Here is a 15166-nt window from a genome sequence, read left to right as displayed (position 1 = left end):
GTTCAGGCCAGGAGGCCGTGGTGGGGGAACACCGCGCGGCGGCCGGCGAGGATGGCCTGATCGAGCCGGTCGGCCGGATCGTAACCCGCGTCGAAGTCGCGCCAGGCCGGGCGGGCGCCGTCGGTCATCCGCAGCGGGGCCGGGCGGCGGGTGCGGCGGTAGACCTCGGCGCGCCAGGACTCGGGGGTCTCGGTGCCCGGGTCGACGGGCCGTCCGGCGGCGGTGGCGACCAGGTGGGTCCAGGTGCGCGGGACGACGTCGACCACCGCGTAGCCGCCCCCACCGGTGGCCACCCAGCGGCCGTCGGCGTACCGGTGGGCGAGGTCGTGGAGTTCCTCGGCGATCAGCCGCTGGGCGTCCACCGTGACGGCGAGGTGGGCGAGCGGGTCCTCCAGGTGGGTGTCCGCGCCGTGCTGGGTGACCAGGACCTGCGGCCGGAAGGCGTCGAGCAGGTCGGGCACCAGGGCGTGGAAGGCGCGCAGCCAGCCGGCGTCGCCGGTGCCGGCCGGCAGCGGCAGGTTGGCGGCGGAGCCGGGGGCGTCCGGGCCGCCGGTCTCCATCGGCCAGCCGGTCTGCGGGAAGAGCGTGGCGGGGTGCTCGTGCAGGGAGACGGTGAGCACCCGGGGGTCGTTCCAGAAGGCCTCCTGGACGCCGTCGCCGTGGTGGACGTCCACGTCGACGTAGGCGACCCGCTCGGCACCGAGTTCGAGCAGCCGGGCGATGGCCAGCGCGGGGTCGTTGTAGATGCAGAAGCCGGAGGCCTTGCCGGGCATGGCGTGGTGCAGGCCGCCGGCGAAGTTGACGGCGTGCGGGGTCTCGCCGCGCCAGACCGCCTCGGCGGCGGCCACCGACTGGCCGGCGATCAGCGCGGAGGCCGTGTGGACTGCGGGGAAGGCCCAGTTGTCGTCGGTGCCGAGGCCGTGCCGGACGTCGGTCAGCTCGGGGTGGGCGGCGGCGTGCTTGACCGCCTCGACGTACTCCCGGGTGTGCACCAGCTGGAGGGTGGACTCGCCGGCGGGCGGTGCGGACCGGACACTCACCCCGGGTCCGGCGTTCAGTCCGAGTGCCTCGACCAGGCGCATGGTGAGTGCCAGCCGGGTCGGGTCCATCGGGTGGCCGGGGCCGAAGTCGTAGGCGGTGACGGCCTCGTCCCAGAAGAGGTGCAGGCCGCAGGGGGTGTCACGCTCGGCTTCGGGCATGGCCTCCACCGTAGCGGGTGGCGGCGGCCGGGCCGCTGCCAGGGCACACCGGGGGCGGCGGCGGGGTACCGGTCGCACGGCGAGGGAGGGCGGTCGTGGTGCAGCTGTGCGGCAGTCGTGGAGGCACTTTGTTGATGCGGTACAGACAAAAGCTCCGCGCCTCCATATCCTCTCCGCCATGAAGCCATTCAGCGTGCAACGCCTTGGGGTAATTCTCGCTGCAACACTGGGACTTGGCCTGCTCTTCGCCGCCCAGCCGGCCTCCGCCACGGTCAGCGGGACCGCCTTCGCCGTCGACAAGTCGACCGCGAAGGCCGGGGACCAGCTGACCCTGACGCTGTCGCTCACCAATACCGAGACCAGCGACATCTACTTCGCCTACGAGGCCATCCAGCCGACCTGGCCGGCCAACTCGCAGGCCGGCGCCTTCACCGTCACCGGTTGCACCGGCGACACCGTGGACTGCGTGATCAACGGGAACAGTGCCAACTTCCACTTCGACGCGCCCATCGCGCCGGGCGCCGCCAAGACCGTCACGCTCACCGTGAAGATCTCCGACACCCCGCCGTGGAGCGCCACCACGCCGTACACGGTGAACTGGGCGCCCTACGTCTACTACGAGTTCGGCCAGGTCGGCGGCACGACCTCGGCCAAGGACCAGGGCTGGGCCTACGGCGTGACCGGGATGGAGACCACGATCCTCGGCTGATCCCCGCCGGCCCCGTCCCGCCCCCTGCCGCCGCTCCCGCTCCCGCCCTCACCCGGCGGGGGCGGGAGCGGGGGCCAGGGCCGGCGCCGGGGCGAAGCGGTCGGCCAGCGGCAGCACGGCGAGCACCAGCAGCATCGGGGCGAGCAGCGCCCAGCGGTACGAGCTCGCGTCGGCGATCGCCCCGACCAGCGGCGAACCGAGCAGGAAACCCACGTAGTTGAAGAGGTTGAGCCGGGCCACCGCGGCGTCCGAGTCGGCCGGGTAGAGCCGGCCGCCGGCCGCGAAGACCTGCGGGATGATCGCGCAGATACCGAATCCGAGCACGGTGAAGGCGGCGATGCCCGCCCAGGCGGCGGGCGCGACCGCCGCCAGCCCGAAGCCGAGCGCGGCCAGCGCGGCACCGGCCCGGACCACCGGGACGGCGCCGAAGCGCTGCACCGCGCGGTCGCCCAACGCGCGGCCGAGCAGCATCGCGACCATGTAGCCGAGGTAGGAGAGCTTGGCGAGGTCCTCCCGGCTGCCCAGGCCGTCGGTGAGGTACTTGACGCTGTAGTTGGAGACCGAGGCGTCGGCGATGTACGCGAAGGCCATCGCCAGGCAGAGCGGCAGCAGCGGCCGCCAGGGGACGGACCGGGCGGCGGCCTCGGCGGCCTCCCGGACGGCGTCGCCGAGTTCGGCCGGGCCGGCGAAGCCGGTGCCGGTGACCACCGCGAGCGGGGCGATCACCGCGGCGGCAGTGCCGAACAGCACCGGCAGCCCGAGGTCGTAGTGCGAGCCGAGGCCCGCCAGGACGGCGCCGACGATGCCGCCCAGGCTGAACGCGGCGTGGAAACCGATCATGATCGAGCGGCCGTAGCGGTGCTGCAGGCCCACCCCGAGCATGTTCATACTGGCGTCCAACGCCCCCACCAGCAGCCCGAACGCCCCCAGCGCGAGGGCCAGTTGCCACAGCGCGTCGCCGAGCCCGACGGCCGCCAGGCTGAGGCAGACGGCGGGCTGGACCACTCGCAGCACGGCCCGCGCGCCGGTGCGCTTCACCAGTTGCTCGGAGGTGATCGAGCCGACCCCGGCCAGGATCGGCACGGCCGCCAGGAAGACCGGCAGCAGCCCGTCGCTCAGCCCGTACCGGTGCTGGATCTCCGGGATGCAGGTGACCAGCAGCGCGAAGGTGGTGCCCTGGAGCAGGAAGCTGACGGCGAGCGCGGCCCGCCCGACCCTCAGGCCGGGCGGGACGTCGGTCGGCGCGGCACTCATACGGACCTCCACACGGGCCTCCTGGCGTCCTCGCTACCGACCGGTAGGACGATGTTGGCGAGAGCGTAGGCGGTGCGCCGCGATTGCGGGAGGGGTCGCGCAGGGTCCGGGCGTACTACTTCCCGCCGGAGGCCAGCTCCCGGGAGCGGTCCCGGGCCGCCTCCAGGGCGGCCAGCAGCGCGGCCCGCACACCGTGGTTCTCCAGCTCGCGGATGGCCGAGATGGTGGTGCCGGCCGGGGAGGTGACCGCCTCGCGCAGCTTCACCGGGTGCTCGCCGGAGTCCCGCAGCATCACCGAGGCACCGATCGCGGACTGCACGATCAGGTCGTGCGCCACCTGGCGGGGCAGGCCGAGCAGGATCCCGGCGTCGGTCATCGCCTCGACCAGGAAGTAGAAGTAGGCCGGGCCGGAGCCGGAGAGCGCGGTGGCCGCGTCCTGCTGGGACTCGGGCAGCCGCAGCGCCTTGCCGACGGAACTGAAGATCTCCTCGGTGCGTGCCAGGTGCTCCTCGGTGGCGTGCGAGCCGCCGGAGATGACGCTCATCCCCTCGTCCACCAGGACCGGCGTGTTGGGCATCACCCGGACCACCGGGGTCCCGGCGGCGAGCCGCTCCTCGAACCAGGCGGTCGGAACGCCGGCCGCGGCCGAGATCACCAGCCGGTCCGCGCCGACGTGCGGAGCCAGCTCCTCCAGCAGGGTGCCCATGTCCTGCGGCTTGACCGCGAGGATCAGGGTGTCGGCGAGCTTGGCGGCCTCGGTGTTGGAGACGGCCACCACCCCGTACCGGGCGGCGAGTTCGGCCGCGCGCTCGGGGCGGCGGGCGGTCACCAGGACGTCCGCCGGGCTCTTGCCGGCCCGCAGCAGACCGGAGAGCAGGGCCTCGCCGATCTTGCCGGTGCCCAGGAAGGCGATCTTCTGTCCGTGTGCTGCGCTGCTGCCCATGGTCCGCTCCTTGCCTCGGTACTGCGGCCATCCTCGCACCGCGCGGCGGGGCCCGGCGGGACCGTCCGGTCCGTGGTCGCCCGGCCCGGCGGGGTACGCGGGCCGGACGCTCCGGGCTACGCGACCGGTCCTCGGCGGGGTATGCGGCCGGTCCCGGGCGGGGTGCGCGGCCGGTCCCGGGCGCCGGTTCGCCCCTAGGGAGAAAACCAGGGGGTTCCCCTATGGCCTCCGGGGCCGGGCGGGCGCACCGTTGAACCATGGCACACGACGAAATGTCCCGACGTGAGAACCGGCAACTCGCCGTCGCCTCGGCGACCGTGGGCCCGTGGCGGACCGCCGCGGGGGTCGGTGCGGTGGTGGGGGCGACATCCCTGGGGATCGAGGCGATCTCCGGGAACTGGTCGCTGAGCATGCTGGCCGGACCGGCCGGCTGGGCCCTGTTCTTCTTCTTCCTGGTCGGCACCGTCGGCGGGCAACTGCGCCGCGACACCGCCGACCGACGGCTGCGCCGCTGGGCGAACGACCACCCGTGGCAGTCGGCACTCCCGGCGGCCGGCGGGCTGCTGGTCCTGAACACTCTGGCGCAGCTGTTCCTCGGCGACGCCGGCCTGTTCGGCGCCTTCTTCATCTCACTGCTGCCGGCCGGCATCCTGCTGGCGATCGCCGGGGTGGTGGGCTCGGTCAAGCAGGCCAGGGGCAAGGACTGACGCTCGGCGCGGTTCCGGGTGAACCAGGGCGAACCGGCGCGAACCACCACCCGGTGGGCACGAGTTCACCACCCGGTGTGCCCCCGATCGACGCATCGTCACCCCCCGTCGTCATACTGGCGCGATGCCGATAGCCGAAGATCCGGAACCGCGCTCCGCAAGGGGCGACGAGCCGGGCGGGTCCGACCCGTCCGGGACGGGTGCGAGGGACCCGTTCGCCGACCTCGTCCTGGACGAGGAGTTCGTCCGCAGTGCCGCCGTCACGGAGCAGAGCGGGCGCACCCGCATGCTGGCCGCCCGGTGAAAACACACCCCGCCGGTCGACCCGGGCGGCCGCCGCTCGGTCAACGACGGCCCGGCGCCCAAGCGCCGTTTCGGCCGCAAGCCGAAGCCCCGGGCGCTCGACCCCTGGGGCAACCCCCGCCCGCGCCGCCGGCTGCCCTGGCGCACGCCGCTCTACGTCGTGCTGACCGTCGCCGTCCTGCTCGCGGCGCTGAACATCGACGGGCTGCGCCGCTGGTACTCCGACCACTACGGCGGCACGTCGTCCTCGGCCGGACCGGTACCGACCCTCGCCCCGGAGACGGCCAAGCCGACCTCGGCGCCGCCGACCGCCCCCGACGACACGCCGACCGTCGACCACCCGTGGAAGGGCTCCCCCGCCGAGGGCTGGCCGACCGGCGCGGAGGCCTTCGTGCTGCCCGACGCCAAGGCCATCGGCGTCTTCTCCGCCGACGAGGTCGCCGCCCAGCTCCAGTCGGTCAAGGCCTACCTGACGGCCGCCGACCTCGACCCGCGGGTGATCGCCGGCGCCCGGCCGGATGCCGCCCTGGCGATGCTCGACCACGAGGAGCGGGCCTCCGCCGTCGCCGCCCTCGACCACCCCGGCAAGGACACCGACCCGACGAACTGGTTCCCCCGCTTCGACCCGCGCGAGGCGGCCCTGGTCGGCGGCACCGTCAAGGTCCAGGGCCGGATGAGCATCGAGGGGGACGGTGACGGGGGCGTGCTGGTGCACACCGACTTCACCTTCGTCTACCCGCTGCAGCCGGGCCCCGACGCGGAGAAGCTGGCCTCGACCCGCCGCACGCAGGGCGCCACGCCGCCCGGCACCGCGCAGGGCGGCACCGCCAAGCCGGTCGGCCTGCTCGCCGGGCCGGCGAGCCCGGTCGTCCCGGCCGCCGACAACACGGGCGACACCATGACGGCCCGCACGATCGTCCGCAAGGTCGACGACTTCCGCTTCTACGACCCGAAGCGCTACAAGGTCGACGCGAAGAAGCTGGTCTTCGCCAAGACGCAGTCGGACGTGGGCAACAGCGCCTGTGACATCTACGACGGCTTCCTGCACCCGCGGTTCCAGCAGTTCGCCGATCACGACCCGGCGCCGACCGGCCCGACCAGCGACCCGTACGACCGGAGCAAGGACATCGCGCCGGACGGGCAGTGCGGAACGGTGAGCCGCAGCTGAACCACGGCCGCCGAGGCGCGGCCGAGCCGCGTCAGCGCTTGCGCTTGGCCCGGCTCGGCGCGCCGGAGGGCCGGCCGCTGCGGCCCGCCTGGCGCTTCTCGTACCGGGCGACGGCCCGCTGGTACGAGGCGCGCTGCACCGCCTCGCCGGGCGCCTCGACCAGGCTGCGGGCGAAGTAGGCGGCCAGGGCGCCGGCGCTGCCGATGAGCCAGACCGCGCCGAGCGACTTGTCCTCGGCCATCCAGCCGGTCAGCTGGTCCTTGCCCTCGGTGAGCAGCTTCCAGGTGCGCCGGACGGACATCATCGAGCAGATCGCGATGGCGACCGTCATCAGTCCGTTGACGAAGGTCCCGTTGTCGGAGAGGGCGATGCCCTCGACGCCGAAGCGCAGCAGCAGCACCACCGCGGCGGTCGCGACCAGCGCGCCGACGGACACGGCGACCCGGCGCAGCCAGTAGCCGCCGTCCCGGTTCAGCCAGCTGGTGCCGAACCAGCGGATCGGCTCCGGCTCGGGGCCGCCGACGGCCCTGGGGGCTCCGGCGGCCGCGGGGGCACCGGCGGCCGCGGGGGCGGGGGTGGGGGGCTGCTCGCTCACGCCGTCGATTATCACCCGACCGCCACGTACGACGGAGGAGCCGTCCCGGCCTACGGGACGGCTCCTCCTCGTGCTTCCGGGTGTCGCCCGGTCTCAGCCGAGCTTGGTCACGTCGCGGACGGCGCCCTTGTCGGCCGAGGTGGCCATCGCGGCGTAGGCGCGCAGGGCCTGGCTGACCTGGCGGTCCCGGTTCTTCGGGCGGTAGCCGCCCGAGGCCTCCAGGACGCGGCGGCGCTCGGCGAGGACGTCCTCCGGGACCTCCAGGGAGATCGTCCGGCCGGGGATGTCGATGGCGATGGTGTCGCCGTCCTCGACCAGGGCGATGGTGCCGCCGGAGGCCGCCTCGGGGGAGGCGTGGCCGATGGACAGGCCCGAGGTGCCGCCGGAGAAGCGGCCGTCGGTGACCAGCGCGCAGGCCTTGCCGAGGCCGCGGCCCTTGAGGAAGGAGGTCGGGTAGAGCATCTCCTGCATGCCCGGACCGCCCTTGGGGCCCTCGTAGCGGATGACGACGACGTCGCCCTCCTTGATCCGCTTGGCCAGGATCGCCTCGACCGCGTCGTCCTGGGACTCGACCACGACGGCCGGGCCGCTGAACGTCCAGATCGACTCGTCCACGCCGGCGGTCTTCACGATGCAGCCGTCCTCGGCGAGGTTGCCGTACAGCACGGCCAGGCCGCCCTCGACGGAGTAGGCGTGCTCGACGCTGCGGATGCAGCCCTTGGCGGCGTCGGTGTCCAGCGACTCCCAGCGCTCGGACTGGGAGAAGGCCTCGGCGGAGCGGACGCAGCCGGGGGCGGCGTGCCACAGCTCGACGGCCTCGGCGGAGGGCGAGCCGCCGCGCACGTCCCAGGTCTTGAGCCACTCGGCGAGCGAGTCGGCGTGCACGGTGTGGACGTCCTCGTTGAGCATCCCGCCCCGGTACAGCTCACCGAGGATCGCGGGGATGCCGCCGGCCCGGTGGACGTCCTCCATGTAGTACGAGCCGTTGGGCGCGACCTTGGACAGACAGGGCACCTTGCGGGAGATCGCGTCGATGGCCCGCATGTCGAAGTCCAGCTCGGCCTCCTGGGCGGCGGCGAGCAGGTGCAGGATCGTGTTGGTCGAGCCGCCCATGGCGATGTCCAGGGCCATGGCGTTCTCGAAGGCGGCGCGGGTGGCGATCGCCCGGGGCAGGACGGAGGCGTCGTCACCGCCGTAGTAGCGGTTCGCGATCTCGACGACGTTCTGCCCGGCCCGCTCGTACAGCGCCCGGCGGGCGGTGTGGGTGGCGAGCACCGAGCCGTTGCCGGGCAGCGAGAGGCCGATGGCCTCGGTGAGGCAGTTCATCGAGTTGGCGGTGAACATGCCGGAGCACGAGCCGCAGGTGGGGCAGGCGTTCTCCTCGATGATCGCGATGTCCTCGTCGGAGACGTTCTCGTTGACGGCCTGCGAGATCGCGTCGACCAGGTCGAGCTTGCGCACGGTGCCGTCGACCAGGGTGGCCTTGCCGGCCTCCATCGGGCCGCCGGAGACGAAGACGGTCGGGATGTTCAGGCGCAGCGCGGCCATCAGCATGCCCGGGGTGATCTTGTCGCAGTTGGAGATGCAGATCAGGGCGTCCGCGCAGTGCGCGTTGACCATGTACTCGACCGAGTCGGCGATCAGGTCGCGCGAGGGCAGCGAGTAGAGCATGCCGGCGTGGCCCATCGCGATGCCGTCGTCCACGGCGATCGTGTTGAACTCGCGCGGGATGCCGCCCGCCTGCTTGATCGCCTCGGAGACGATCCGGCCGACCGGCTGGAGGTGGGTGTGGCCGGGGACGAACTCGGTGAAGGAGTTGGCGACCGCGATGATCGGCTTGCCGAAGTCCTCGCGGGCTACGCCGGCCGCCCGGAGAAGCGCCCGGGCGCCTGCCATGTTGCGACCGTGGGTGACCGTACGGGACCTCAGCTCGGGCACTGTGCTCCACTCCTTCGGGGCTCTCGCCGGCGCCCCGCCGGTGGGAGGGTACGGGGGCCGCTGTGGCTACCGAGCCTACGCCCGCCGTCCGGGCGGCCGACGGGCCGTCCGCGATGCGGTCAGACGGCGAGTCGCGGCCGACCCGGGTGCGGTCGGACGGGCGGGACGGGGCCGGCCCGGACGGCCGACCCGGGTGCGGTCGGGCGCGCGGGGTGCGGGCGTACGGGCGTGCGGGGCGTACGGGCGTGCGGGCGTACGGGCGTGCGGGGCGTACGGGCGTGCGGGCGTGCGGGCGTACGGGCGCGGTTAGCTCGGGGTGACGGCCACGGTGAGGTCGAGGGCGAACGGCTCGACCACGACGCCGTCCGGGAACTCGGTGAGCATGGCCTCCCGCTCGGCGGCCAGCACCGGCGCGCGCTCCTCGGGCGTCAGCGAGGCCAGGTACGAGCGGGACGTGAGGTCGGTCAGCACGTGGTCGACGGTGACCCGACGTTCCCAGTGCAGCACCGCCCGTCCGACCGTGAGACCGGCCGGCTCGAAGTGGCCGGTGAAGCTGCTGATCCCGCCGTAGCCGCTGTAGCGGGCGGGCAGTGCGGCGGCCATCCGCCGGTCCCGGGCGCGGATCCACGGCACCGTATCGTCGTGCACGTTCCACCAGACGGCGATGGCACCGCCCGGCCGCAGGACCCGGACCGCCTCGGGGACCGACCGCTCCGGGTACGTCCAGTGGAAAGCCTGGGCGTAGGTGATCAGGTCGGCCGAGTGGTCGTGGAAGGGCAGGTCGTCACCGCCGCCGCGGACCAGCGGCAGCGTGGGCGCGGAGGCCAGGAACTGCGCCGCCATGCCGGGGCTGGGCTCGACGGCGACGACGTCCGCGCCCCGGGCGGCCAGCAGCCGGGTGGCGATGCCGGTACCCGCGCCGACGTCCAGGACCCGCGCTCCCTTGAGACCCCGGCCCCACAGCCGCTCCAGCGCGTCGACCAGCTCCTCGGGGTAGCCGGGACGGGCCCGGTCGTACTCGGCGGCCACCGCACCGAAGCTCCCGGCGGCCTCGCGGTAGTTCTGATCCTCCGTCACGCCTCCCCCTTCCCAAGGAAGTTCGCACCCGCAGCGGGGCGCGTGCGGCTCAGCGTACGTGCGAGGGGGTGGCCAGGTGCAAGCGGGTAAAAGCCAGCGCCTCGGCCAGATCGGCCTCCCGTTCTGCGGGCGACGCGGAGCGGCGGGTGTTGACCTCCAGCACCACGTGACCGTCGAAACCGGTGCGGGCGAGGTGCTCCAGCAGCTCGGCGCAGGGCTGCTTGCCACGGCCCGGGATCAGGTGCTCGTCCTTGCCGGAGCCGCTGCCGTCGGCCAGGTGCACGTGGGCGAGCCGGTCGCCCATCCGCTCGACCATGGCGAAGGTGTCGATCCGCGAGGTGGCGACGTGCGAGAGGTCGATCGTGAAGTGCCGGTAGTCCTCGTCGGTGACGTCCCAGCCGGGCGCGTACGCCAGCACCTCGCGGTCGCGGTAGCGCCACGGGTACATGTTCTCGACGGCGAAGCGGACGTCGGTCTCGCCCGCCATCCGGTTGATGCCCTCGACGAAGTCCCGGGCGTACTGCCGCTGCCAACGGAACGGCGGATGGACGACGACGGCGCTCGCGCCGAGCTTCTCGGCCGCCGCCCGGGCCCGGACCAGCTTGGTCCACGGGTCGGTGGTCCACACCCGCTGGGTGATCAGCAGGCAGGGCGCGTGCACGGCCAGGATCGGCAGCTGGTGGGCGTCGGAGAGCCGGCGCAGGGCCTCGATGTCCTGGCTGACCGGGTCGTTCCAGACCATCACCTCGACCCCGTCGTAGCCGAGCTTGGCGGCCAGCTCGAAGGCCACGGCGGTGCTCGCCGGGTACACCGAGGCGGTGGACAGGACCACCTTGGTGTCGGGGATGTGCAGGGCCGGGTGCCGGGGCAGCACCAGCCGGTCGGTGGTGCGCAGCAGCGGTGGGCGGGCGGCCTCCCGCCGGGCGGCCTTGACCGAGCGCACCGACTGGACGGCTGCCTTGGCGGCGCCGGCGGCCCGGGCGGTGCGGGTCTCCTTCGGCGCGGCCTTGGCGGCGGCCTTGCGGGGGGCGGGCGTCGCGGATGTCGTCGCGGACGTGCTCGCGGGCTTCTCGGCCGCCTTCTCCGTCGGCTTCCCCGTCGGCTTCGGCGCGGCCTTCTTCGACGTGGCCTTCTTCGGCGCGGCCTTCTTGGTCACGGTCCTGCCCGACGCGCCCTTCCCCGCGGTGTCGTCCTTCGCGGCGGTGTCGTCCTTCGCGGCGGCCTTCTTCGCGGTGCGCTGGGCCGCCTTGACGGCCTTGGCGGCCTGCGCGGCGGTGGCGCCCTTGACCGCCTTGCCGAGCCGGCGGCGCGGGCTGTCCGGCCGCGACTGCCCGTCCCCGGGAGCGCGATCCTCCCGCGTTCCGTCCTCGCCCGCTGGTTGCACCACGGGAGACAGCGTAAGCGGAGCGCGCCCCGAACGGGACGCCGTCCTACGGAGTGAGCGCCGGTCGGCTCCGGTCGGCGGGGCTGTCCATGGTGTCCAGGCGGCGCAGGATGATGCCCTCGCGCAGCGCCCACGGACAGACGTCCAGCTCGTCGAGGCCGAACAGGTCCATCGCGGCGTCGGCGACCAGCGCGCCGGCCAGCAGCTGCTTGGCACGGCCCTCGGAGACACCGGGAATCTGCGCGCGCTCGGCGACGGTCATCGTGGCCAGCCTCGGCAGCCAGGCGGCCAGCCCGCTGCGGGTGAGCCGGCGGTCGGCGTACGGTCCGGCGTCGGCGGGGGCCGCGCCGGTCATCCGGGCCAGCTGCTTGAAGGTCTTGGAGGTGGCGACCGCGTGCTGCGGCGGCCCGAACCGGGAGATCTCGCCGACCACGGTGGCCATCTCGGCCCGGATGTGGCGTCTCAGCTCGCGCAGCCCGTCCGGATCGGCGACGTCCCCGGGCAGCCAGCGGCCGGTCAGCCGCCCGGCGCCCAGCGGCAGCGAGCAGGCGACGTCCGGCTGCTCGTCCAGACCGCAGGCGATCTCCAGCGAGCCGCCGCCGATGTCCAGGTTGAGCAGCCGGCCGGAGGACCAGCCGAACCAGCGGCGGACCGCCAGGAACGTGAGCCGGGCCTCGTCCTGCCCGGAGAGCACCCGCAGCTCGACACCGGTCTCGGCGGCCACCCGGCGCAGCACCTCCTCGCCGTTGGCAGCCTCGCGCACGGCAGAGGTGGCGAACGGCAGGATGTCCACGACACCCTTGTCCTCGGCGACCCGCAGCGAGGACGCGACGTGGCCCACCAGCCGCTCGATGCCGGCCTCGCTTATCGCGCCATCGGCGTCCAGGAGCTCAGCCAGGCGCAGTTCGGCCTTGTGGGAGTACGCGGGCACCGGGGCAGCACCCGGATGGGCGTCCACCACGAGGAAGTGGACCGTGTTGGAACCTACGTCGAGAACACCGAGTCGCATAAGTCTCCACGCTACGCGATCCGTGCCCGGGCGAGGCAGGTAGCGGTGGTGTTCGCGCTGGTCCGGCGGGCGCGGGGGTACGGCTGCGGGGCCGGGAGCTGGGGTTGGGGCGGGAGCTGGGGCTGGGGCGGGAGCTGGGGCTGGGGCGGGAGCTGGGGCTGGGGCTGGGGGCGGGTCCGGGCACGGAGCCGGGGGCAGGGCGGCCGTAACCGGTGGTCCGAGTCGCCCGAGGGCCCTGCGGCGGCGTCAGGTCCCCCCGCGCCCCGTCACAGCAGGCCGTCCCACAGCTGCTCCACGATGACGGCCCACCAGTTCTCGGGATCGGCGAAGACCGTGCCGTCCGCCTCCACCAGGGCCCGCTGCAGGCGGTCCACCGCCTCGCCCGCGGCCACCGGGTCCAGTCCGCGCAGGACGGGCCACCAGCCGGCGAACACCTCCAGGCAGCGGACGAAGGCCCGCAGGTCCGCGTTGCAGTGGCGGACGGTCCCGTAGTCCGGGTCCACTGCCCGGACGGCGCCGTCCGCCGTGTCGAGCGCCACCACCGCCCAGCCGTCCGTCCCCAGCACCAGCTGACCGGCGAGCGCCGGTCGGTCGTGCTCGGCCGCCCGGGTGCCCCGGCCGAGTGCGGTCAGGTGCGCGGCCAGTGGCGGCAGTACGGTGCCGGAGCGGGTACCGTCCGCGATCGCCTCGGTGCCGGGGTGGTGGAGTGCGAAGAACCCCTGCACCGCCGTCGGCACACCTACCGACTGCAGCAACGCGGCTGCCTCGCCGGGAAGTTCGGCCCGCGCCACATCGGCCGCACCGAAGCGCTGCACGCCCGCCGGACCGAACCGCTCCGCGAGCCGCGCGGCGAGCGCCGCGTCGGGCTCGGTCGGCCAGGTCGGCCCGGTCGGATCGGTCGGCCCGGCGGGGCCGGTCCGCACCGGGCGGGGGAAGGGCACCCGGTTGCGGGCCGGCCCGTCCGGGGGCGCGGGCAGCGCCCGTACGGCAGCGGCGCGGTGGTCGAACCGGGGGCCGTACGGCAAGGCGAAGTCGACGCGGGCGTTCGGCAGTTCGGCGGCCAGCACGTGGGCGCAGTAGCCACCGGGCAGGGCGCTCAGCCGCAGGTCGGTCCGGACGGCGAGCACGTCCTCGGCCGCCACCCCCTGCTCGCGCAGCCACCACCAGCCGCGCAGCGCCGGATGCGGCAGGCCCGCCGCCGAACGCAGCGCCAACGACCGCTCCTCGCCCGCACCGTCCCGGTACGTCAGCTCGACGCGGGCGCCCCGACCGGTCACCGGCGGCCGGGTCGGGTCGTACCCGCCCGCGCCGACGAAGTCCCGGTACAGCCCGACCACTTCGTCCACCGGCACCGAGGGCCACACCGTGAACCGCCCGCTCTCCCGGTCCACCACGGCACAGGCTGCCCCCACCTCCTCGGGTGCCCGCCGCTCACCGGTCCGCGGATCCACCGTCACCGGTGCGGGCTCCGCCCACACCACCCACCCGAGCTCGAACTCGTGCGCGCACACCCGCCGAACCGCTCCGGCACCCTGCGGCAGATCCCCGTTGATCCACCGATGCCCCGCCTCCACCGCCTGCGCCCGCGAAACCACCCGGCCACCCCCGTCCCCGACACCCGACCCGACCGCGCCCCGACCCTACGCCCCCACCCAGCCCCTGCCTCCCCACCCGCCGGGGCTGCCGAGGCCGGGGCTGCCGGGGCTGCCGGACGCCCAGGCGCCCGCGCGTCGAATATGACGACCGGTCTACATACCCGCCCGAACCTGGCGGCTCCGGCGGCCCCGGCGCCCATGGCAGCCCGCACAGAAAGTCGACCCGCTCGACTTCCTGCGCAATCCGCCACTCCCGCGCGCACGAATATGCAGACCGGTCTACGGATTCACGCGGGAACCTCCGCCTGCACGCACAGGAAGTCGGCCCAGCCGACTTCCTGTGCACCCCGCCCGCCCTGGCCTCCGCCCCGGCCCCCCGGCCCCCCGGCCCCCCCGGGCCCCAAATTATGACGACCGGTCTACATAGTTACCGCAAGCGCGCATCCCCTACCCGCGCAGGAAGTCGACCCCGCCGACTTCCTGTGCACCCCGCCCGCCCCAAGCTCAAATTATGACGACCGGTCTACATATCCACTGGAGGTCCGATGCCATCGCGCACCAAAAGTCGGCCCGGCCGACTTCTCGCGCAAGCCACTTCCGGATTCCGACGGAAGGAATATGAAGACCGGTCTACATAACCGCCTGCCAGGTTATTTCAAGCGCAGGAAGTCGGCCTGGTCGACTTCCTGCGCGAACCTGCTCCGCGAACCTGCTCCGTGGATCCGGCAACGGGCCTACGGAGGCGGTAGCCGCTGGAACGTGGACGCGTGAAAGCGGCGCGGCGGGAGCGCCGGCGCTGTTCAGCTCCGGCGGGGTGGGCGCCATTCGTAGGTCATGGGAGCCGTCTCCGCGACTTCGCTGGGCCAGGTCTGCCGGACCTGTTCCAGTCGCTCGTGGTGCTCGTCCATCCAGTTCTCCGGCGGACGGATCCACAGCATTGCGCTGAGCCGGTCGGGATCGTCGATCGTCACGGCCAGGGAGCGGTCCTCCTGCATGTGGAGGTTCAGGCTCAGCCCGCGGTCCCCACCGATGTGCGCGCTCGTTCCCGGTGCGAGGCCGGCGAGTTCCCGCTTCCAGGCGTCGAGGTCGCGCGGGAACAGGTAGAGCTCCAGGCGGGCATCGACGAAGTCGGCGTGCGCCAGGACCTCGGCCCGGAGCACGTCGTGGCCGGTCAGCACTCCCGGTTGGAGGCGGCCGGTGACGCGCACGATGCAGTGGTCGCCGCCCGCGTCCTCCAGGTGGATCAGGTCCACCGCGCCCGGTTCGGTCACCATCGGCCTCACTC

The 15166-nt window shown here is 73.8% G+C and carries 14 protein-coding genes; 4 read left to right on the top strand and 10 right to left on the bottom strand.

What is annotated here, in order from left to right:
• Window positions 1-2: 2 nt before the first annotated feature.
• The gene (locus ABTY56_RS08550) at window positions 3-1199 is read right to left on the bottom strand and encodes an acetoin utilization protein AcuC (protein ID WP_350627611.1); all 1197 of its coding nucleotides are present in this window, start codon (window positions 1197-1199) and stop codon (window positions 3-5) included.
• A 178-nt stretch (window positions 1200-1377) separates the two neighbouring features.
• Here ABTY56_RS08550 and ABTY56_RS08545 point away from each other — a divergent pair, with 178 nt between their 5' ends.
• Window positions 1378-1908, top strand: coding sequence for a hypothetical protein (locus tag ABTY56_RS08545; protein ID WP_350627610.1), 531 nt, complete (start codon window positions 1378-1380; stop codon window positions 1906-1908).
• A 48-nt stretch (window positions 1909-1956) separates the two neighbouring features.
• On the opposite strand, the gene ABTY56_RS08540 is transcribed toward ABTY56_RS08545, so the two are convergent.
• Window positions 1957-3162, bottom strand: coding sequence for an MFS transporter (locus ABTY56_RS08540; protein WP_350627609.1), 1206 nt, complete (start codon window positions 3160-3162; stop codon window positions 1957-1959).
• A 115-nt stretch (window positions 3163-3277) separates the two neighbouring features.
• On the bottom strand, window positions 3278-4105 hold the full coding sequence (gene proC / locus ABTY56_RS08535) for a pyrroline-5-carboxylate reductase (protein ID WP_350627608.1): 828 nt from the start codon (window positions 4103-4105) through the stop codon (window positions 3278-3280).
• 257 nt (window positions 4106-4362) lie between these two features.
• Between proC and ABTY56_RS08530 the strand changes: the two genes are divergently transcribed.
• The 3 genes from ABTY56_RS08530 (at window position 4363) to ABTY56_RS08520 (ending at window position 6283) form a co-directional block, all read left to right on the top strand.
• Window positions 4363-4812: a hypothetical protein gene (locus ABTY56_RS08530; RefSeq protein ID WP_350521622.1), complete on the top strand. Its 450-nt coding sequence runs from the start codon at window positions 4363-4365 to the stop codon at window positions 4810-4812.
• A gap of 124 nt (window positions 4813-4936) precedes the next feature.
• On the top strand, window positions 4937-5116 hold the full coding sequence (locus ABTY56_RS08525; protein ID WP_350627607.1) for an SCO2583/SCO2584 N-terminal domain-containing protein: 180 nt from the start codon (window positions 4937-4939) through the stop codon (window positions 5114-5116).
• Between the two features lie 159 nt (window positions 5117-5275).
• Window positions 5276-6283, top strand: coding sequence for a hypothetical protein (locus ABTY56_RS08520; RefSeq protein ID WP_350627606.1), 1008 nt, complete (start codon window positions 5276-5278; stop codon window positions 6281-6283).
• Between the two features lie 31 nt (window positions 6284-6314).
• Here the strand turns inward: ABTY56_RS08520 and ABTY56_RS08515 are convergent, their stop codons facing one another.
• The 7 genes from ABTY56_RS08515 to ABTY56_RS08485 form a co-directional block, all read right to left on the bottom strand.
• Entirely contained in the window at window positions 6315-6878 is a 564-nt protein-coding gene (locus ABTY56_RS08515; protein ID WP_350627605.1) for a hypothetical protein, read from the bottom strand.
• A 93-nt stretch (window positions 6879-6971) separates the two neighbouring features.
• Window positions 6972-8816: a dihydroxy-acid dehydratase gene (ilvD, locus tag ABTY56_RS08510; protein ID WP_350627604.1), complete on the bottom strand. Its 1845-nt coding sequence runs from the start codon at window positions 8814-8816 to the stop codon at window positions 6972-6974.
• A gap of 306 nt (window positions 8817-9122) precedes the next feature.
• Complete coding sequence (locus ABTY56_RS08505; protein WP_350627603.1) at window positions 9123-9893, bottom strand: class I SAM-dependent methyltransferase; 771 nt, start codon at window positions 9891-9893, stop codon at window positions 9123-9125.
• A gap of 49 nt (window positions 9894-9942) precedes the next feature.
• Window positions 9943-10746, bottom strand: coding sequence for a sugar phosphate isomerase/epimerase family protein (locus ABTY56_RS08500; RefSeq protein WP_350627711.1), 804 nt, complete (start codon window positions 10744-10746; stop codon window positions 9943-9945).
• Between the two features lie 577 nt (window positions 10747-11323).
• Window positions 11324-12286, bottom strand: coding sequence for a Ppx/GppA family phosphatase (locus ABTY56_RS08495; RefSeq protein WP_350627602.1), 963 nt, complete (start codon window positions 12284-12286; stop codon window positions 11324-11326).
• A 266-nt stretch (window positions 12287-12552) separates the two neighbouring features.
• Window positions 12553-13860: an SUKH-4 family immunity protein gene (locus ABTY56_RS08490; RefSeq protein ID WP_502893057.1), complete on the bottom strand. Its 1308-nt coding sequence runs from the start codon at window positions 13858-13860 to the stop codon at window positions 12553-12555.
• An 821-nt stretch (window positions 13861-14681) separates the two neighbouring features.
• Complete coding sequence (locus ABTY56_RS08485) at window positions 14682-15155, bottom strand: DUF5959 family protein (protein ID WP_350627600.1); 474 nt, start codon at window positions 15153-15155, stop codon at window positions 14682-14684.
• Between the last annotated feature and the right edge of the window lie 11 nt (window positions 15156-15166).

The organism is Kitasatospora sp. NPDC097691, from assembly GCF_040302665.1.
Classification (GTDB): Bacteria; Actinomycetota; Actinomycetes; order Streptomycetales; family Streptomycetaceae; genus Kitasatospora.
Note: the sequence above shows the minus strand (reverse complement) of the source record. Positions and strands in the feature narration are given on the sequence as shown.

What these genes read in the sequence shown, in the direction of transcription:
- ABTY56_RS08550 (WP_350627611.1), bottom strand. Translation starts at nt 1,199, where the DNA reads ATGCCCGAAGCCGAGCGTGACACCCCCTGCGGCCTGCACCTCTTCTGG.
- proC (WP_350627608.1), bottom strand. Translation starts at nt 4,105, where the DNA reads ATGGGCAGCAGCGCAGCACACGGACAGAAGATCGCCTTCCTGGGCACC.
- ABTY56_RS08545 (WP_350627610.1), top strand. Translation starts at nt 1,378, where the DNA reads ATGAAGCCATTCAGCGTGCAACGCCTTGGGGTAATTCTCGCTGCAACA.
- ABTY56_RS08530 (WP_350521622.1), top strand. Translation starts at nt 4,363, where the DNA reads ATGGCACACGACGAAATGTCCCGACGTGAGAACCGGCAACTCGCCGTC.
- ABTY56_RS08485 (WP_350627600.1), bottom strand. Translation starts at nt 15,155, where the DNA reads ATGGTGACCGAACCGGGCGCGGTGGACCTGATCCACCTGGAGGACGCG.
- ABTY56_RS08525 (WP_350627607.1), top strand. Translation starts at nt 4,937, where the DNA reads ATGCCGATAGCCGAAGATCCGGAACCGCGCTCCGCAAGGGGCGACGAG.
- ABTY56_RS08540 (WP_350627609.1), bottom strand. Translation starts at nt 3,162, where the DNA reads ATGAGTGCCGCGCCGACCGACGTCCCGCCCGGCCTGAGGGTCGGGCGG.
- ABTY56_RS08495 (WP_350627602.1), bottom strand. Translation starts at nt 12,286, where the DNA reads ATGCGACTCGGTGTTCTCGACGTAGGTTCCAACACGGTCCACTTCCTC.